The organism is Lysinibacillus sp. 10T31 (assembly GCF_056394365.1).
In genome coordinates, this window is sequence record NZ_JBFTHS010000003.1 from 48,087 (window position 1) to 67,618 (window position 19,532).

General features: G+C 36.3%; 20 protein-coding genes. 10 read left to right on the forward strand and 10 right to left on the reverse strand.

Annotation, left to right across the window (positions count from 1 at the left end):
- Positions 1–211 precede the first annotated feature (211 nt).
- Both AC1DCY_RS02625 and AC1DCY_RS02630 read right to left on the reverse strand, forming a co-directional pair.
- The gene (locus tag AC1DCY_RS02625; RefSeq protein WP_477347191.1) at positions 212–1,219 is read right to left on the reverse strand and encodes an LLM class flavin-dependent oxidoreductase; all 1,008 of its coding nucleotides are present in this window, start codon (positions 1,217–1,219) and stop codon (positions 212–214) included.
- A 73-nt stretch (positions 1,220–1,292) separates the two neighbouring features.
- On the reverse strand, positions 1,293–1,718 hold the full coding sequence (locus AC1DCY_RS02630) for a hypothetical protein (protein ID WP_477347193.1): 426 nt from the start codon (positions 1,716–1,718) through the stop codon (positions 1,293–1,295).
- Positions 1,719–1,933: 215 nt separating this feature from the next.
- On the opposite strand from AC1DCY_RS02630, the gene AC1DCY_RS02635 reads away from it, so the two are divergent.
- The 7 genes from AC1DCY_RS02635 to AC1DCY_RS02665 all read left to right on the forward strand — a co-directional run bounded on the left by AC1DCY_RS02635 (position 1,934) and on the right by AC1DCY_RS02665 (position 9,043).
- Positions 1,934–2,701, forward strand: coding sequence for a TSUP family transporter (locus tag AC1DCY_RS02635; RefSeq protein ID WP_477347195.1), 768 nt, complete (start codon positions 1,934–1,936; stop codon positions 2,699–2,701).
- 519 nt (positions 2,702–3,220) lie between these two features.
- Positions 3,221–3,739, forward strand: coding sequence for a sigma-70 family RNA polymerase sigma factor (locus AC1DCY_RS02640; protein WP_477347197.1), 519 nt, complete (start codon positions 3,221–3,223; stop codon positions 3,737–3,739).
- Positions 3,732–4,619: an anti-sigma-V factor RsiV gene (gene rsiV, locus AC1DCY_RS02645; RefSeq protein ID WP_477347199.1), complete on the forward strand. Its 888-nt coding sequence runs from the start codon at positions 3,732–3,734 to the stop codon at positions 4,617–4,619. Before AC1DCY_RS02640 ends, rsiV begins: the two co-directional genes overlap by 8 nt.
- 242 nt (positions 4,620–4,861) lie before the next feature.
- Positions 4,862–5,032, forward strand: coding sequence for a hypothetical protein (locus AC1DCY_RS02650; protein WP_477347200.1), 171 nt, complete (start codon positions 4,862–4,864; stop codon positions 5,030–5,032).
- Positions 5,033–5,304: 272 nt separating this feature from the next.
- Positions 5,305–6,429 carry an endospore germination permease gene (locus AC1DCY_RS02655; RefSeq protein WP_477347202.1) on the forward strand — a complete coding sequence of 375 codons (1,125 nt, stop codon included), beginning with the start codon at positions 5,305–5,307 and terminating at the stop codon, positions 6,427–6,429.
- The gene (locus tag AC1DCY_RS02660) at positions 6,429–7,889 is read left to right on the forward strand and encodes a spore germination protein (RefSeq protein ID WP_477347203.1); all 1,461 of its coding nucleotides are present in this window, start codon (positions 6,429–6,431) and stop codon (positions 7,887–7,889) included. The genes AC1DCY_RS02655 and AC1DCY_RS02660 overlap by 1 nt, the downstream gene beginning before the upstream one ends.
- A complete protein-coding gene (locus AC1DCY_RS02665; RefSeq protein WP_477347205.1) occupies positions 7,886–9,043 on the forward strand; it encodes a Ger(x)C family spore germination protein in 1,158 nt (385 codons plus the stop codon). The genes AC1DCY_RS02660 and AC1DCY_RS02665 overlap by 4 nt, the downstream gene beginning before the upstream one ends.
- A gap of 116 nt (positions 9,044–9,159) precedes the next feature.
- Here the strand turns inward: AC1DCY_RS02665 and AC1DCY_RS02670 are convergent, their stop codons facing one another.
- Positions 9,160–9,369, reverse strand: a complete 210-nt coding sequence (locus AC1DCY_RS02670; RefSeq protein WP_477347207.1) for a hypothetical protein — start codon at positions 9,367–9,369, stop codon at positions 9,160–9,162.
- 534 nt (positions 9,370–9,903) lie between these two features.
- Between AC1DCY_RS02670 and AC1DCY_RS02675 the strand changes: the two genes are divergently transcribed.
- The 3 genes from AC1DCY_RS02675 (at position 9,904) to AC1DCY_RS02685 (ending at position 12,122) form a co-directional block, all read left to right on the forward strand.
- Entirely contained in the window at positions 9,904–10,665 is a 762-nt protein-coding gene (locus AC1DCY_RS02675) for a TerC family protein (RefSeq protein WP_477347209.1), read from the forward strand.
- Between the two features lie 208 nt (positions 10,666–10,873).
- On the forward strand, positions 10,874–11,506 hold the full coding sequence (locus tag AC1DCY_RS02680; RefSeq protein ID WP_477347211.1) for a Bax inhibitor-1/YccA family protein: 633 nt from the start codon (positions 10,874–10,876) through the stop codon (positions 11,504–11,506).
- Positions 11,507–11,612: 106 nt separating this feature from the next.
- Entirely contained in the window at positions 11,613–12,122 is a 510-nt protein-coding gene (locus AC1DCY_RS02685) for a ferritin (RefSeq protein ID WP_376070937.1), read from the forward strand.
- A 169-nt stretch (positions 12,123–12,291) separates the two neighbouring features.
- Here the strand turns inward: AC1DCY_RS02685 and AC1DCY_RS02690 are convergent, their stop codons facing one another.
- The 7 genes from AC1DCY_RS02690 to leuC all read right to left on the reverse strand — a co-directional run bounded on the left by AC1DCY_RS02690 (position 12,292) and on the right by leuC (position 19,523).
- Entirely contained in the window at positions 12,292–14,145 is a 1,854-nt protein-coding gene (locus AC1DCY_RS02690) for a dynamin family protein (RefSeq protein WP_477347214.1), read from the reverse strand.
- A gap of 214 nt (positions 14,146–14,359) precedes the next feature.
- The gene (gene rbsK / locus AC1DCY_RS02695; protein WP_477347432.1) at positions 14,360–15,241 is read right to left on the reverse strand and encodes a ribokinase; all 882 of its coding nucleotides are present in this window, start codon (positions 15,239–15,241) and stop codon (positions 14,360–14,362) included.
- 158 nt (positions 15,242–15,399) lie between these two features.
- Positions 15,400–15,573: a hypothetical protein gene (locus tag AC1DCY_RS02700; protein WP_477347215.1), complete on the reverse strand. Its 174-nt coding sequence runs from the start codon at positions 15,571–15,573 to the stop codon at positions 15,400–15,402.
- Positions 15,570–16,781 carry an MFS transporter gene (locus tag AC1DCY_RS02705; protein WP_477347217.1) on the reverse strand — a complete coding sequence of 404 codons (1,212 nt, stop codon included), beginning with the start codon at positions 16,779–16,781 and terminating at the stop codon, positions 15,570–15,572. The genes AC1DCY_RS02700 and AC1DCY_RS02705 overlap by 4 nt, the downstream gene beginning before the upstream one ends.
- A gap of 239 nt (positions 16,782–17,020) precedes the next feature.
- Positions 17,021–17,287: a hypothetical protein gene (locus tag AC1DCY_RS02710; RefSeq protein ID WP_477347219.1), complete on the reverse strand. Its 267-nt coding sequence runs from the start codon at positions 17,285–17,287 to the stop codon at positions 17,021–17,023.
- Positions 17,288–17,492: 205 nt separating this feature from the next.
- The gene (gene leuD / locus AC1DCY_RS02715; protein WP_477347221.1) at positions 17,493–18,083 is read right to left on the reverse strand and encodes a 3-isopropylmalate dehydratase small subunit; all 591 of its coding nucleotides are present in this window, start codon (positions 18,081–18,083) and stop codon (positions 17,493–17,495) included.
- Positions 18,084–18,113: 30 nt separating this feature from the next.
- Entirely contained in the window at positions 18,114–19,523 is a 1,410-nt protein-coding gene (gene leuC / locus AC1DCY_RS02720; protein ID WP_477347223.1) for a 3-isopropylmalate dehydratase large subunit, read from the reverse strand.
- Positions 19,524–19,532: the final 9 nt, after the last annotated feature.

The window sequence follows — 19,532 nt, forward strand, 5'->3', positions numbered from 1 at the left end:
CAAATAAGTTTATATTAAAAAAGCGATGTTCTCGTTCTGAACATCGCTTTTTTTTTCTAATATTTATTTATATTTCTACCACCACATGAATACAACTCGGTTTTTCTTGATTATTTGCTGTGCATCTTTTTACAAGATTTATAGCGTTTTTTTGCTAGCAAATTTGAAGCTTTTCTTATTGTATAGTAGCTTTTGCGTAAGTACTCCTCCGCTAAAGCTGTGTATTTCCTATTAATTCCTTTGCAATTAGCTTATAAGTATTCATGCGACTTTCTAGTGCGTATTGATTGCAGTTTAGCATCACTTCGTTAAATCCATAATGCTCTTGCTCTGCTACTAAAAATTCAGCGATTTCCTTAGGAGTTCCGACAAGATTGGCTTTTCGATTATTGGCAATTGTCATTTTATCCAACTCCGTAAGTGGATAATCTTTTGCTTCCTCAGGCGACATCGCTTGAATGATTTGTCCTTTCATGAGATGAAGACGTGTAATATCAATCGGCTTTGCCAAATATTCCGCTTCCTCTAGCGTATCCGCAACTGTCGCCGCATAGGTAACGATAATTTGTGGTTTCTCCATGTAATAGGAAGGTATAAAGTAATCCCTATACGTATCAAATATATCCTTTGACATATTGCCAGTGAAAAACTGCGCATATGAATAACCCACACCTAATCGCCCTGCCTGCATAGCACTTTGACCACTAGACCCAAGTAACCAAGCCTCAGGTAATTGGATATTAACTGGTGCCGCTATCACTTGATCATAGACATCTTCACCTGTTTTTTGATTATTCATCAGTTTTAAAATTATTTCGAGCTTATCGTATTGCTCAGTAAAACGTTGTCTTCTTCCCTCTGCTAGCGCATAAATAGAGGCATGGTCACCACCAGGGGCTCTGCCGACGCCAAAATCTATACGATTCGGTGCCAAGCCACTTAATGTTTTAAAAACCTCTGCCAATTTATATGGAGAATAGTGCATCATCATAACGCCTCCCGTACCGATACGAAGACGATTTGTTTTCGCTGCTAAGAAGGCAGCTGTAACTTCGGGAGCTGAACTTGCCAGTGAATGACTATTATGGTGCTCTGCTAACCACATACGATGATAGCCAAGCTCTTCACCTAAAAGCGCTATTTGTTCTGTACGCTGAAAGGCTTCCTCAGCAGTATGATTTTTTGGAATAGGCATTTGATCTAAAATACTTAATCTCATTGAAAACACCCTCTCTGTCTAAACACTCCCCTCTACTGTAATATAGGAAGAACTTTTTACAAAGTAAAAAACCTTACTCATAGGCGAGCCGCTTTGAATGCCATGTTTCATAAACCATGCCAATAAGCAACCGGTTTTGTACGGGACTCAATACAACATCATTAAATTTCATCGCATAGGCAGTAAATTTCTTTGTTTGTTCATCCACTACGAACTGTAAAATAGCATGCCCTTTCTCACCTTCAAATGTAATATCACCTGATAATTCGACAACATGCTCACCTGTTTTTGCTTGGTAATATCGCCAGTACGGTTCAAAAAATGCGTAATTAAATGCATTACGAACAGAAACATCTGAAAAATTCCCCAAATATCCTTCTTTTACTGTATCGATATATTCATTATCAGTTATATCTTTTTTGGCATTATATACAAATCCGACAAGTAGCCCCATAAACACAACACAAATAAATACTCTTACATGATTCCCTAAACTCAAATGCTATCACGTCCCCTTTACGCAAAAAACATCATTACCTACATAATACATTAAAATATATACACAAAGTAGAATATTTTTGATTTTTGTAGAATTCGAAAATATTTAAAAATATGTAATTCTCAAAATTAATAGAGAAATACTATTTAAGCTATTTACAGTCAGGTTTCATTTCGCTACTATCAGATTATTATTATAGAAAAGAGATGACCACTGTGCCTTTTGATTTAGATGTAAACATTTTACTTATTCTTATCTTTTTTGGCTTTCTAGCCGCATTCATTGATTCTGTTGTAGGAGGCGGCGGACTTATTTCATTACCCGCTCTTATGTTTGTTGGTCTTCCACCATCTGCAGCCGTGGCTACCAATAAGTTAGCGGGCACTATGGGGTCATTAACGAGCACCATAACATTTTATCGCTCTGGAAAATTGGACATTAAAGCCGTTTATAAATTGTTCCCTTTTGTGTTTATAGGTTCCATGATTGGTGCATGGATTGTCCATCTTATGGACCCGAGCGTCCTAAAGCCGCTTATGCTTGTCATGCTAGCAGCTGTGGCTGTTTATACTATTTTCAAAAAAGACTGGGGTAGCATTTCTACCTATAAAAAATTAACACCTAAGCATTACGCACTTTTCGTAGTGATTATTACTTTAATCGGCTTCTATGATGGCTTTTTAGGACCAGGGACAGGCTCGTTTCTACTATTTGCCTTTTTAATAGTTGGCTTTGACTTTTTAAAATCAGCAGGAAATGCCAAGTTTTTAAATTTCGGAAGTAATATCGCTGCCCTTCTTATGTTTATATACTTAGGGCAAATAAATTATGCCTATGGTTTACCGATGGGACTTGCACAAATTGCTGGAGCTATTGTTGGCTCTAAATTTGCCATTAAGCGTGGCAGCGGGTATGTACGTAATTTATTTATCGTTGTGACAATTCTATTACTTTTGAAAAATACATATGACTATTTTTCATGATTGATTTTTTATATTTTTAAAAACCAAATTAAGCGGTGCAATTATATTGATTGCACCGCTTAATTTGGTTTTGTTGTTTTAGTGTGACACTACTTTACAAACCGAATAGTCAATTCTTGATTTATGTATAGATTTGAATATGTTACTTCCTTTTAGCCTTTCCTCTCTTCCTCCTGCTCCAAATAACACCCGCGCAATATTATTTCCAATTGTAACCAATTGTTTCTTTCCCCTTTCTAAGCAATAGCAAAAGGTTTATAATTTGCTATGATTTTTCACCAAAATAAAATGGACGGTAAAGTGAAACTTTAATCTACGGAGGTTTTCTTCATCCCCACTGATTTTTAGTCTTCACTGTCAGGTTTTTACGGACAGTTAATGCAGGATGAATTACCATCTTTCACCTTTGACATTAACTAAATAAGATAAGTTTTTTTATGGTATCAACTTTTTTCCCCATTTCACACGTCTAGTAGTTGTATACAATTTGAAAATGTTTATAAAGGAGCTTCTTTGGACATGAAAACAAGAAATGCATTTCAACATGAAGAGGTGTTTGTCCAGTTAATTCGCGAACAGAAAGAGCGTTTTTATTTGCTCGCGTATAGCTATACGAAAAATGAACAGGACGCACTTGATGTTGTACAAGACAGTATTCAAAAAGCAATGCTTTCTCTCGATCGACTAGAAAATGTCGAATATATGAAAAGCTGGTTTTACAAAATCGTCGTACGTACATCTATAGATTTTTTACGTAAACATAAACGCTTACAGGTAACAGACGATGATACATTGCAATATTTAACACCTGCACAAGAGGATGTCTACGAAAACGTTGACTTAGAGCATGCGTTAGATGACTTACCAGTAATGTATCGAGAAGTTGTTATTTTACATTATTTTGAAGATTTAAAGTTAGCTGATGTTGCAGATATCCTTAACATTAAGCTGAGTACCGCTAAATCACGTCTTTATAAAGCGTTAAAACTATTGAAGATACAGTTGGAAGATGTGAAGGGAGAAACAGCACATGGATGAAAAATTAAAAGAACTAGAAAAGCAATATAATGAGGTATCTATTCCAAAGGAGCTTGATTTTGTGGTTGAAAACGCATTAAAACAAGGTAAAAAGAAAAGAAAAAAACGAGCACCACAATGGTTACTTGGATCTGCGGCGGCTGCAATGCTTTTTACAGCTGGTTTAAATGTCAGTCCTGCAATGGCACGAACACTTTCAGATATTCCTGTTGTTGGTAGTGTCGTAAAAGTCCTAACTTGGACTGAATATGAAGTAAAAGAAGAGACATATGATGCAGACATTAAAGTACCTGCAATCGAAAACCTAGAAAATAAAGATCTTGCTAATACTTTAAATGAAAAATACCGTTCAGAAGGTAAAGCTCTTTATAACGACTTTATTGCCGAAGTTGGTGATTTAAAGGCTAACGGTGGAGGCCATTTAGGCGTAGATAGTGGCTACGACGTAAAAACAGATAATGACCAAATCTTGTCAATTGGTCGTTACACTGTCAATACAGTTGGATCATCTTCTACAACTATGCACTACGATACAATTGATAAACAAAATGAAATTTTAATTACACTGCCAATGCTGTTTAAAGACGATAGTTATACAAAAACTATCAGCGAAAACATTATTGAACAGATGCGTAAACAAGCTGCTTCCGACTCAGATAAGGTTTACTGGGTAAAAGGCGGAGGTCTTCCTGATGACGAGGTTATTGATGGCTTTACAGCTATTAAGGCAGACCAGCAATTTTATATTTCTGATAAAGGAAAACTTGTAATCTCCTTCGATAAATATGAAGTAGCACCTGGCTATATGGGTGTACTGGAATTCGAAATCCCAACCGACGTCCTAAAAAATGATCTTGTAAGCTCTAATTATATTCATTAATCATTTGCAATAAAGTGAAAATTTAATCCGTGTGGGTTTTCTATACCCCCACGGATTATTAGTCTTCACAAATCGGGCTTTTCCGGGCAGTTTTTCTCTCACCCCACTTCTTTATGATGGGAGAAAAACTGTCCGTTAGAATATAATTTTAAAACACGAGGTATTTGACAATTCAGCCGTCAAATACCTCGTGTTTTTCTGATCAATTATGCTTCGGCATAATTGCGTCCGGAATCGGCCTTGTGCTTTGGCCTAACAAGTGTTTTTTGCGCGAAAGCGAAGCGACAGCGGCAGTTGTTTTTTGCGCGAAAGCGAAGCGGCAGCGGCAGTTGTTTTTTGCGCGAAAGCGAAGCGGCAGCGGCAGTTGTTTTTTGCGCGAAAGCGAAGCGGCAGCGGCAACAGCACGAAGTTGATCACTCGGGCGTTTTCACAGGATGTGAAGTTCTTAGCCTGAATTCCTCTTTTCAGTGAATGTTTGGACACCAGCTGAAAAGTAACTTAAACCCGCATTCAACTTAGCATCTATAGAGGTAAGAGACTTCTGTATCTGTCGCTTTGCTTTCGCTACCAAAACACTTACTGAAAGAAGTTAAAATTCTTCTTTTCTGAGTAGTTTGTCACGCTTATAATCCTCTCACTTTTTGTCTAAGCTAAAGTGTATCAATTAACGTTAGAGGGTTTTTATATGAAAGGCGTAGGAACAATTAGTATTTTACATGTTGTTTTCTTATCTATGACTGTTATTGGTTTAAAAAATCACGTGACAATTATTCCCCCACTACTCGACGTTGGAGGGAGAGATGGTTGGGTATCTGTAATAATGGCCGCATTTATTATGTTCTTCTGGCTATTTCTTTTAGTTTATATACAGAAAAAGACGAATCAGGAACCTATTAGAGACTGGTTAGATGGGAAAATTGGAAAAATTGGCTCTACAATTGTCATTTATATAATCGTTATTTATTTACTCGTTCTTGCTGCTTTTACGATGGTTGAAACATTGCAATGGGTAAACACAACGTTTTTACCTGAAACACCGTCCATTATATTATTATTCATTTATACAATTCTTTGTATTTTACTTGTGACAACAAGCTTACAAACCATGGTTATTTTAAATGTCTTTGTATTATTCGGTGTAATAGTCTTTGGTTTTTTTGTAGCTTTTACAAACATACAGGTAAAAGAGTACGAGTTATTGCGTCCATTTTTTGAGCATGGATTCCAACCCGTTATAAAAGGGATGATTTACCCGGCATCAGGATTTATTGAATTAATAATACTGTTATTTTTACAGCACCAATTTAAAGAGCGCCTTCGTTGGTATCATTTTGGCATCATACTTTTCATTTTAATGGGGCTTACTTTAGGTCCACTCATGGGAGCAATTGCAGAATTTGGTCCATCCGAAGCCGCAAAGCAAAGATATCCTGCGTATGAGGAATGGGGACTAGTATCAATTGGTCGCTATATTGAGCATCTTGACTTTTTCTCAATATACCAATGGCTTACTGGTACGTTTATACGAGTTAGCTTCCTCTTATATGTTATAGCGGATTTATTGAAAATGTCCGGGGATCCGAAGCAAATTTGGAAAATGCTAGCTCCACCCTTTTTTCTACTTTGTCTACCGCTAATTATTTTAAATGAAAACATATTTTTAAAGGTGAAAGGGAACTATATATTAACAGTTACTTTTATTTTCTTTTTTCTTCTGTCAATTTTTTTCGTACTAGTAGCGTTCTTTTCAGGTAAGTCTTCTAAGAAAGGAAAATCTGAAAAACAAGAAATGGAAAGTGGTGAATCATAATGCCTCAGCAGGAGAAGGCGATAGACCTAAACACCTTAAAAAAACTATTTCAAAAATCAGCAGATATTCAATTTCAGGAATATACATTTAATCAAAAAAAGGTTCAATTCATTACCTGTGATGCGATGATAGACCAGCAACTGCTTAATGAAGTCATTATTCGGCGCATTCAATTTCTTTATGACCATTTAGCTGATACAACTTTAGAAGAAAATATTACAAATCAACTTCATATCCCAACTCTTCAAAAAATAAAGGATAAAGAAGAAGCCATTACCTTTGTATATACTGGTTTCCTATTGCTTTATTTTGAAGAGGAAGAACTATTATATGCTAGTAATATTGCTAAAAAGCCTAATCGAAATCCTGAAGAAACGAGGATGGAAGTTCTCGTTAAGGGGCCAAGGGATAACTTTATTGAAGACATTCGCGTCAACATTGCACTTTTGCGGAAACGTTTACCTACGAATTCATTTTGTGTAGAAAAAGTGGAGTTAGGAAAACGTTCAAAAACAACCGTGGCAATTCTTTATTTTGACGATATTGTCGATATGGATATTTTACACGGAATTAAAAAACAACTGGCAGCTGTAGATACAGATATTGTCTTTAGTGGGGATGTGTTAATGGAGCGAATCAATAAAAACTCCAAGCTTTTCCCAAAATTCGATTACACGGGACGACCCGATTATGCTATTCAAGCTCTAATTAGTGGACGTTTTCTCATTTTTGTCGATGGTGTAGCATATGGCGTCATCACACCTGTAAATTTATTTTTATTATTAAAATCCGCTGAGGATAATGAATATCCCATCATTTTTAGTTCTATAGAACGACTTTTAAGGATTTTTGGCATTTTAATCGGTTTGCTGTTGCCTGCATTTTGGCTCTCTCTGACGACTTATCATCAAAACCAACTACCATTCCAGCTTTTAGCAACAGTCGTCCAAGCAAAAACTGGCCTACCTCTCCCCTCCTCTCTCGAAATGCTAATAATGCTACTAATGTTTGAATTGTTTCGAGAAGCTGGCTTACGTTTGCCTTCTGTTATTGGAGGTACGATAAGTGTTGTTGGAGGTTTAATTATTGGTGATGCAGCCATTCGTGCAGGTGTTACAAGTCCAGAAATGATTGTGGTTATTGCGATCTCTACAATTGCATCATTTACTCTTGTGAACCAATCTCTTGTAACAACCATCAGTATATTGCGTATTACTTTCATTCTTGCCAGTGCTTTCCTTGGTTTATTTGGATTTTTCATCTCACTTTTCTTTACACTTCTTTACTTATGTAATATCCGGATCTACGGTTACTCTTACATGAATCTTGCAACAGATTTAAATTGGAAAACTATTAAAAAATCGATCTTCCGCTTATCACCCAAAGGATACACTGAACGTAATAAAGCACTTGCACCTCAAGATAACACTCGTACCTCTAAAAGCGGGAAGAAGCAATGAAGAAAAAAATTATTTTACTTTCAAGCTTAGCTACTTCACTGCTTCTGGCTGGATGTTGGGATGTTACTGAAGCCCAAAGAATGTATTATGTAGATGGACTTGGTATTGATTATAAAGATGGTCAGTATGAAATATACTTGCAATTAATTAACTTTTCCAATGTTGCAAAATCTGAGTATCCTAATCCTCAAACAGTACAGGCAGAAGTTGGACAATCTAAGGGAAAAACAATGGAAGAAGCACTTTTCAAATTATTTCGATCCATCGACCAAAAAGTTTTTTGGGGACATATGACATACATTATTTTCTCCGAGGAAGCGATGAAAGATAAAAATGCCCTTCCCGTTATAGATACTTTGTTGCGTTATAGAGAAACAAGGTATCAAATATGGACCTATTGTACACAAGAACCTATAAAAGACATCCTTCTTATAACACCGCTTTTGAATAAATCTCTTATATTATCAAAGCTTAGTACTCCTTTAGATACAGATGATCAAGAAACATTCGTCGAGCCCGTTAATTTCCGAAATTTAGTTATTGGTTTAAATGAACCAAACCACGAAATTGGTATCCCTTATGTAACGATCAATAAAAACTGGGAAACTGCAGAGCGACATGGTCAGGATACTACCTTATCAGGTGTCGGGGTACTTTCTAAAAGTGGATTTAAAGGCTTTATTAAGAATGATGCTGCAAGAGGCATGCAATGGATGCATAATAGAACACACAGAGGTGAAGTAACCTTTACGTTAGATGGTAACGAAACAGATTATTTAACGGCAACATTGGAAAAAATAAAGGTAAATATTAAACCACATGTTAAAAATGATCAAGTAACATTTGATGTCTATGTAAAAATAAACGCAACTATAAATGGTTTCAAAACGAATGTTTCAGAAGATGAAATAAGAAAAAAGATTATAAAAGAAGTGAAGAAAGAAATTAGAACAACGTATAAAGAAGCATTAGCGCAAGATATTGATATTTATCGCCTTTCTGAACATCTATATCGAAAAAATGTGAAAGTATGGAAAAAATTAGAGAAGGATGGGAAGATCCCATTAACACCTAACTCTATTAGTAAATTAGAAATAGACGTTAACCAACTAAATTCTGGTCGTAAAACATTTACAGGAACTATTAATGAATAATCTAAAAATATCCCCTCAAATGTACATAACTATTTGAGAGGATATTTTAATTATATTGATTAAATATTAATAAGACTTTATTTATTCATTTTCACATTCCAATTTATCGGCTATCATCAAAGGTTGTGCTCATCATAACGTGTGGTTGATTTCCATTCTGACTGGGCGCTTTCCTGGGGACGTCCGATGAGCCGCTGTCGCTGTTGTTGTTGTTGTTGTTGTTGCTGTCGCTGCGCTTTCGCACAGATAACCCCTGTTGCTGCCGCTACGCTTTCGCATCGACAAAACCCATTTGCTGCCGCTACGTTAGCACTACGCTTTCGCACAGAAAACCATCATCTTCGCTGCAGGGTCTCAGGCCAATACGATGTTGATCACGAAGGAGTCGTCCAGTCTCCACTCCGATCAAAATATGAAATATCCTGATATTGTCTTAATAGTTATTTTCATATTGAATGCTTATTTTTATCCAGCCCTCAAAAATCATGTAAAAAAGCTTTTCCTGACAACAATCATCAAAAACTTTACATAACTTCACATTTTGATTTGCAATTGACTATTAGCATGCTATAATTCAAATATAAAGAATTGAATAGCTTTTGACAATTATGTCAAAGGGGAGTAGCTAGCAGATGTGAACAAAGCATCTGATTTCACATTCGTCATTACATGGTTATTTACCATCGGGTGTGAAGGCATATCTTGGCGTACATATATTCTGTACAACAACCAATTAATTAGCTTAGCAAGACCTTTGCCTATTTTTTAGGCATGGGTCTTTTTATTTTGCCTAAAAACGCAAAGAATAAGTTAGAAGCAGTTTATTCATTTCTGTTCAAAGTTTAAAGGAGGAAATAAATATGGAGGCAATTTTTCTAGAATACGCGTGGGTCCTCGTCGTATTAATTGTACTGGAAGGTTTATTGGCTGCCGATAATGCCGTTGTTATGGCCGTTATGGTTAAGCATTTACCAAAAAATCAACAACAAAAAGCATTGCTATATGGTTTAGTGGGAGCATTTGTTTTCCGCTTCGCTGCATTATTTCTTATTACGACGCTCGTTAATTTCTGGCAAATTCAAGCTCTTGGTGCCGCATACTTATTAATCATGTCTGGTAAACATATTTACGATTCACGGAAAGCCGCTCAAAATCCTGAGGAAATTCAGGAGCCTAAAAAACAATCTGGTTTCTGGATGACTGTATTGAAGGTTGAGTTTGCTGACATTGCATTTGCCATAGATTCAATTTTAGCTGCTGTTGCTATCGCAGTTACACTACCTCATATCGGAAATTTTGATGTCGGTGGCATAAATGCTGGGCAATTCGCAGTGATGTTTTTAGGTGGTATTATCGGTGTTATTATGATGCGTTTTGCTGCTCGTTGGTTCGTGAAAATTCTCGATCAATTTCCATCACTTGAAACAGCTGCCTTCTTAATCGTTGGTTGGGTTGGTGTAAAACTGGCTGTTCTAACATTAGCACATGAAAAACTAGGTATAATTCCACATGAATTTCCACACTCAACACTATGGAAGACCATTTTCTGGGTTGTCTTAATTGGAATTGCCCTTGGTGGTTATTTAGTTGGCGTGAAAAACCAAAGAAAAAATGTAAAATAATCCAAAAAAATATTACCTGGTCTTAACGAAGACCAGGTATGTTTGTATCTCAGTATCGAGGATACTGCACCCAGTCGAGGGAATTCCCGAACGGTAATTAACCCAACTTTATGATAATGATACAAATTTTTCAATAGTTGAATCTTTTTCTAATTTGACTCGTATGTTAATATAAAAGTTATTTTACAAAACGAAAGGATTCTTCTATATGGCGTATGCTAAAAACCAAAACTTAAATAAAATTTTAAAACACTTTGCTTTTATGTGGGTATTGACAGTTGTCGGAATGTACATAGCCACATTTTTACCCCCAGCGATTGTCATGCCACTATCCATTATTGCTATTGTACTTCTTATCATTGCCTGCTTTGTGCGAAGTCTGAAGCTTGCTAATTCCATTATGTATACAATCCCCTTTTTAATGGGAATATTATTATTTTGGACAACACAGTTTTACATTGCTGAGCTAGGACAACAGCTTGTTTTACTTGTTTTCGTAGCAACCGTGGCTATTTTCATTGTGCTAGCACTGATTGGTATGATGATGAATAAAGATATTTCAAATTGGGGAAGCTATTTGTTCACTGTCCTAATTGTCGTAATTGTATTTTCATTAGTCTTTATGTTTATCCCCGTTAACAACATGGTCGCATTGATTATTGCGGGTATTACTGTACTACTTTTTAGTCTTTATACAGTTTATGATTTTAACCAAATCCGACATAATCACGTTTCAGATGCTGAAGTAGTAGGCATGGCTTTAAATCTATACTTAGATTTCATTAATTTATTTGTCAATCTTTTAGAAGTCATTTGGCGTTTAAAAAAAGAATTTGATTAAATTTCCTAATTGAGAATTAAAATCAATTGAATTGCAACACTGCCCTTCTTCGCTGTATACTATAAGAAATGCAGAAGGTATTTACTGCAAAGGGAGGAAAACTTTTATGTTATCTGAAAAACTACACACAGCACTAAACGAACAAATGAATTTTGAATTTTACTCTGCGCATGCTTATATGGCGATGGCGGCGTATTGCACAGATCAAGATTACGATGGCTTTGCCAACTTCTTTTTAGTACAGGCTGAAGAAGAGCGCTTCCATGCGATGAAATTTTATAATTTCCTAAGTGATATGGGCTACCGTGCAACAATCCATGGCTTCGACAGCCCAGATAATCATTTTGAGTCTATTTTACATGCCTTCAAAACCGCCCTTTCACATGAGAAAGAAGTGACTCGCCGTATTTATCATTTATCGGATATCGCTTTAGATGAACGCGAGCATGCGACAATGGCTTTCTTAAAATGGTTCATTGACGAGCAAGTAGAAGAAGAATCAACATTCGACACGTTAATTCGTAAAATAGAACGTATAGAAAATGATTCTAACGCAATCTTTATGCTTGACGCTGAGTTAGCGACACGTTCATTTACACCAGATGCTGAAGCATAAAATTAATTAGCCCGCATTGCAAAAAGCTACTAAGTTTCCTAAAGATTTATCTCGGAAACTTAGTAGCTTATTTTTTGTAGATTCAAGTATCTTAATAACCGAAAACCATAAAATACATAAAAAATGTTCTAAAAGTTTAAATTACTTTTAGAACATTTTCTTTTAACGTTTATTCTTCTTCATATTGAATATCTAATTTTTTCGGTATTTCTGGTATATCGTTTGATTTTACATCTACTTCTGCTAAAGCTAGTGTATGTAATGGATATTTTTTCTGAACATCGAAAGGAATCGCAGTACTTTCCATTTTATTGTTCATCTGACTACGTGCAAGTAGGCCATTATTTGTCAGGTCAATGCGCATAATACTGTTAATCGTTTCTTTCAGCATTTCAATATCCTTAGTTTTCAATGGCATTCGCTCGTCCATTATAAATGGTTGAATATTTTCTCTAATATAGCCCTGCGCCTCAATCAAACAAGAAAATTCATTTAATTTATTTGTGTATACCTGTAATTGGCGCTTTTCCTTTGAACGTTGTTGATTTAGCTCTCGCACTTTTTGCTCAGTACGTTCCAAACGTTTTTTCGTTATTTCCATAAGATAGCTTTGTATTGAATGAATGGACTGAAGCATTATTGCCTCCGCTTCTTGCACTTTTTCAAATTGTGCAATACAAACAACTTGTTGCTCATTTAACTTATTAACTCGTTCCTTGAAAAATCCATTTTGTGTATGCTGACCAAAGATTGCCTTCATAAGACCTTTTCCGTGAATTTTTTTATGCTGGGCATCCAATCGATCATATTCACGCATATATTCGCTATGCATATTACGATATTCTCGTAACATTTTTTGATAAAAAACAGCCTTTTCTGTAAAACTTTCCACAATTTCATCTTGTAAATAATCATTTTGTGAAATGGTTTGTAAAAGTAGGTATAATGTTTGAACATTTTTAAATACATTGGCAACCTGCTCGTATTCTTGCTCATATTCAGTCACAATCGCTAAATCACGTTGATAGCGTGAAAATTCGTATTGTGTATCGCCTGCATATTTTTCAATGTTCTCAACCGCAGATTGGAATGGATCTCTTTGTGGAATAACAGTTAATTCGAAGCGGAATCGTTCAAGCCATTGCAAGAAGCGAATTAAAATGCCATACGTTTTCTTATCACTATTTTCTGCAACTCGATGAATTTCTGAAATCAATTGCTCATACTGACTTTTCTCCCAAAGCTCATCACTATTAGTCTGTTTAGCTTCAATCGCTTCTCTTGCGGAGATAGCAACAAAATCACTTATTAAATGTCCAATTTGTTCTCTCTCAGCATTCATAAACGCCTGCGTATTTTCATTTGAATCTATTGCATTGATGACACAAAGAGGCTCAACACCTTTGTTTTTTAAAGTTTCCATCAATAATATTTCAGGATAAATAGCCATTGAACCTGAGCGTAATACCCAAAAGATTTCGTCAACACGGTTCATCAATGCTTCTGGGAAGTAGGCCATTTCTCCTCCCCCAGCTTCCAATGAAACAGAATCAATAATTGTTACTGATTTTAATAAATCGTTTTTCAAATATACTTCTAAGTAATCTAAATGTTCTCGTAGTATTTGAGATGCAAAAGTATCGCTAGTTGTCAATAATTCTAGCTTGCTCATATCGAATATTGCTACAACACCATCTAAAAAATACGCCTTTATTTCTTCATGTTCACCGTATCGCAAAAATGTATTTACCCCTGTTGGTTGCTGATCACTAACAGGCAAAACTTGACGTCCTAAAAGTCCATTTACAAGTGTTGTTTTCCCAACACGCTCTTTCCCAACAATAAGAATCATCGTTTCGTTGTTAGCATCTTGAATGATACGATTTAAGTGTTTAGCTGTATCTTTTACATATGTATTTTGTACAATAATGCCATGTAATTGTCGCAAATGATCAACAAGCTGTGGCAAAATATTATTCGCTGAGGCTGTATATTCGATCGGCACATTATCAATATTTGTCATCCCCAAAACCTCTTTTCATATGTATCTAAAGTTATTATAAAGGAATTTATTCTCTTTTTAATACATAGTACTAAGAAATAGCGACAAAAAAGGACAATATACTTAAATCGCACCGTCACAAATAGGTAATAATTCTTATACTTTAAAACCTGCTATCTCAGATATCATTACTCATTTTAGACTAAAAGAAATAATAATAGAGCTAGTCTTCTCTTTATTCTTCAACACCCGCCATACGTGCGTAAATCGCTCCAAGGGTTGGCATTCCACCTTGTGCACCGAATTTCTCTACTGATAATGAAGCGGCAATATTTGCAAAATACACTGCCTGATCCAATGTTTGCCCTTCTACTAAAGCATAAGCGAGTGCACCGTTAAACGTATCTCCTGCACCTGTTGTATCTACCACTTTCGTCAAATAGCCCGGAACATGAATAGGATATTCACCATCAAAATAGCGTGCGCCGTCACTACCTAGCGTAATAATCATTTTATTAGGATACTTTTCTAACACTTGCTCAACATCATCACCAAAAATTTCAGCACACTCCGTTTCATTTGGTGTGATATAAGTAATATCCTCCATCCATTGCACATCAAAATTAGCCGCTGGTGCTGGATTTAATAAAACAGGTATATTCGCTTCTTTACAAAGTTTTATTGCATAAGCAGTCGTTTCCATTGGGATTTCTAGCTGCATAATGACCATCTGACTTTTTTGAATGATTTCTTTCGCTGACTCGATATGCGCAGGCATTAGTTCATAATTTGCCCCAGGCACTACTATGATACGGTTATCGTTATTGTAGATTAAAATATTAGCAATCCCAGTAGGTGCAGATACGCTTGTAATAGCTTCAGTTTGAACATACTCTTGCTGTAAAACAGTGCGTAATGTTTCTCCAAAACTATCGGAGCCTACACAGCCTATCATTGTAACTTCACTTCCAAGACGTGCCGCAGCAATTGCCTGATTAGCCCCTTTTCCTCCTGGAATCGTTTGAAAATCTTTACCTAGGATCGTTTCTCCCTGCTTTGGAAAACCCCCCATTTGTACAACTAAATCCATATTTATGCTACCTATTACTGTAATCATCATCTGACCTACCTTCCATTTTATTTTTCCATTTTAACTGAGAAAACTATAGAAAGACAGGTCATTTACATTTGAAAATTATGGGGTACTGATTTTCTTACCAAATAATCTTTAACGTTCATTACTCCAAATGTAAAAAAACTCCTATCAACATATTTTCAATTAAGTTTTCCCAATAAACCTTTCCTTGCCTCTAATTCAATTTTTCTATCACAATCTTCACAGGAAAATTTTCCATTCATATTTTGTTTATAAAGTTTATATTTTCTTGTCCCTTCTACAACTTCAAATTCTTTTTTACAAAAAATACAACGAAGCGAATAGCTAATCATAATATTTCCTCCTTTAATCCGATGTAGTTTTTCGGGGAATATAGCACAAAATATAATGAAATCGAAAATAAAATACTTATAATACCGAAAATAATTGCAGTCATTTGAAGCGTAAATAATTCTGCAAACAGACCTAATAGTAAAGTAAAGGAGATTTGTAAAACATTTTGAAAAATACTAGAAATACTTCCGAATCTCCCCATCATTTCAGATGGTACATTTTGCTGATAAAACGTTTCATAACCAGCATTACTAAATGCCATAAAAAAGCCTAGACAAACTAAACTTACAAATGCCAAAATACTTGATGTAGAGGCATAAAAAGCTGTATAAAACAGCATTGTCAGGAACAAACCAAAAGCCATATATGACCGAGTGGACGATTTTTTGGCGAAGCTTGCAGCTACCATTCCCCCTATAATTGCTCCGGCTCCTGCACTACTCACAAAGGCACCATATAAGCTATCGGATAAAGCCAAATCTTGTTTTATAAATGTTGCTTCTTGAGAATCAAGCGCAAATGCAATCATGAAGGCGCTTTGAATCAGTAAATAAATCGTTATAAATAATGAATTTTGTCGAATGAAAGCTATTACAGCTAGATAGTCACTTTTTAAAAGTTGCCAAGTAATACGTTGTCGTGAAGATTCCTCCACATCATCTACGTCAGGTAATAAGTAAATGATTAAAGCACAAACAAAAAATGTAAAACTGTTAAACCAAATCGTAACTGTTGTATTAAAAAGCATGATGAGGAGTCCTGCTAGTGCTGGACCTACTAAAAACGAACCTGAATTGAACGTGCCGAGTATTGCGTTGAATCGTTGTCTGTCTTCTGAGGGAACAGACTTTGTAATATAATATGTACTACTAGGCCCAAAGAAACTATTCGCTATATTCGCTAGAAATAACAGCGTATAAATAAGCCCAATAGATTCCATAAACGGCATACAAAAAACAATAATTCCTCGTACAATATCAGTTGTTATCATCAACTTGCGTTTATTCATACGATCAATGAAAGAACCAGCTACCAAACTTGTTAAAACTCTTGCTATTGGTCCGACAATATAGATTCCAGCCATCGCTGCCGGCGATTGTGTTAAATGCCAGACAAATAAATTAAGCGCTACAAGGTAAATCCAGTTTCCTAAATTGGAAAAACCTAAGCCCCCTATTAACAAACTGTATTTTCGAAGGATTTTCATGATTGTTCCCTCCCTTTTTTACTTTCCACAGAAGCTTTTTCTGGTACATGTTTAAATAGGCTGACTCATCACCAAAACGTGTAGTTATTTTCCGTTTCGACTTATATACATGAGATACGTTTTAACAAATGTCATCTCTAACTTTTGTGACGAGTCAATAAACTGGATAACATTCCATTTATTTCATATAACTCTATTTTTATATTATCAAAATATTACATCAATTTGTTGCTCTATTTTCAAAAATAAACATTTAAACCGTTTTTATTAAAACTATGTAATGTAGTAAGGAATAAATCTAGGAGTTTTTCCTGATACCTGAGCAGTTTCCACTTCAACCCGAGCGGTTCTCCCTGATACCCGAGCAGTTTCCACTTCAACCCGAGCGTTTCTCCCTGATACCCGAGCAGTTTCCACTTCAACCCGAGCGGTTCTCTCTGATACCCGAGCAGTTTCCACTTCAACCCGAGCGGTTCTCCTTGATACCTGAGCAGTTTCCGTTCCATCCCGAGCGGTTCTCCCTGTTACCTGAGCAGTTTCCACTTCAACCCGAGCGGTTCTCCCTGTTACCTGAGCAGTTTCCACTTCAACCCGAGCGGTTCTCCCTGATACCCGAGCAGTTACATCTTCAACCAGAACACCCCTTCTTTAAGCAATAAAAAAACTGAAGACAACAAGTTTGTCTTCAGTCTAAGGAAATCGTATCAACTATTAAAATGCAATACGTTCTGCTTCGTAAGCAGCAATATGTTCTTCGTATTTAAATGTTAGGGCAATTTCATCCCAACCATTCAGCAATGTTTCTTTATAGTAAGAATCAATGCTAAATTTATAAATTACACCATCTTCACCCGTTACTGTTTGTGCTTCTAGATTGACTTCCATTTTGTACGGATTTTCTAAGCCTTTAGCTAGAATTTCATCACACTCTGCTTCAGTTAGTCTGATTGGTAAAATCCCATTTTTGAAGCAGTTATTATGAAAAATATCTGCGAATGATGGTGCAATCACTACATTGAAGCCATAGTCTAAGATTGCCCACGGTGCATGTTCACGAGATGAACCACAGCCGAAGTTATCTTGAGCTACTAAAATTTTGGAGTCTTTATATTCAGGTTTGTTTAATACAAAATCCCTTATTTCATTACCCTCTGCATCGAAACGCCAATGGTAAAATAAATACTGACCAAAACCTGTACGCTCAATACGCTTTAAAAACTCTTTCGAAATAATTTGGTCTGTATCGACATTTTTACGATCGAGTGGTGTTATCACACTATTTACGATATTAATTGGTTCCATTTGCAATCATCCCTTCCGTGTAAATTGAAATTACACAGTTTCCTTTACGAATTCACGTACATCCACAAAGTGACCAGCAATTGCTGCCGCTGCTGCCATTGGTGGTGATACTAAGTGTGTACGAGAACCAGCTCCTTGACGTCCTTCAAAGTTACGGTTTGATGTTGATGCACAGCGTTCGCCTGCTGGTACTACATCATCATTCATTGCTAGACACATTGAGCAACCTGTCTCACGCCATTCAAAGCCAGCATTTGTAAAGATTTTATCTAATCCTTCTGCTTCTGCTTGTTTTTTCGTCGTATATGAGCCTGGTACAACGATCGCTGTTACATTTTCATGCACTTTACGCCCTTTAATAACATCTGCAGCTGCACGTAAATCACTGATGCGTGAGTTTGTGCAAGAACCGATAAATACGTGTTGGATATCGATTGAAGTTAATGGTTGGCCTTCCTCTAAGCCCATATAGTCAAGTGCTTTACGAAGAGCAGTTTTATCTGACTCATCCTCATAATCTGCCTGTGTCGGAACATTATTTGAAACACCTGAACCCATTGACGGATTCGTTCCCCAAGTGATGATTGGCTCAATTTCTTCAGCTTGAATAATTCGAACTGTATCATATGTTGCATCTTCATCGGATGCTAAACTTAACCAATAATCTGCTGCTTCCGCAAACTTTTCTCCTTGTGGTGCATGTTTGCGTCCACGAATATAGTCAACAGTCGTTTGGTCAGGAGAAATTAGCCCTGCCTTTGCACCAGCCTCGATCGACATGTTACAAATTGTCATCCGTTCTTCCATTGAAAGATTGTGGATAGCCTCTCCAGTGAATTCCACAATATGTCCTGTGCCGACACCGATACCGAATTTTGAAATAATCGCTAGAATAATATCTTTAGCAGCTACACCTACAGGGAGCTTACCGTCTACACGAATTTCCATTGTTTTCGGCTTGTTTTGCCAAAGCGTTTGTGTTGACAATACATGTTCTACCTCTGATGTTCCAATACCGAAGGCAATCGCCCCGAACGCACCATGGGTTGACGTATGGGAGTCACCACAGACAATCGTTTTACCAGGTTGCGTTAAACCTAGCTCTGGTCCAATTACGTGAACAATCCCTTGGTCAGGATGCCCCATTCCTGCAAGCTCAACGCCAAATTCTTCAGCATTTTTAGCTAACGTTTCGATTTGATTACGCGCAATCGGATCATGAATCGTTGGTAGATTTTTTGTAGGTACGTTATGATCCATTGTTGCAAAGCTTAAATCTGGGCGACGCACTTGACGACCGTTAATTCGTAGACCTTCAAAAGCTTGCGGAGAAGTTACTTCATGAATTAAATGGAGATCAATATATAACAGGTCCGGTTTGCCCTCTTCCTGATAAACGACATGTTTATCCCAAATCTTTTCAATTATATTTTTGCCCATTATCTTCAC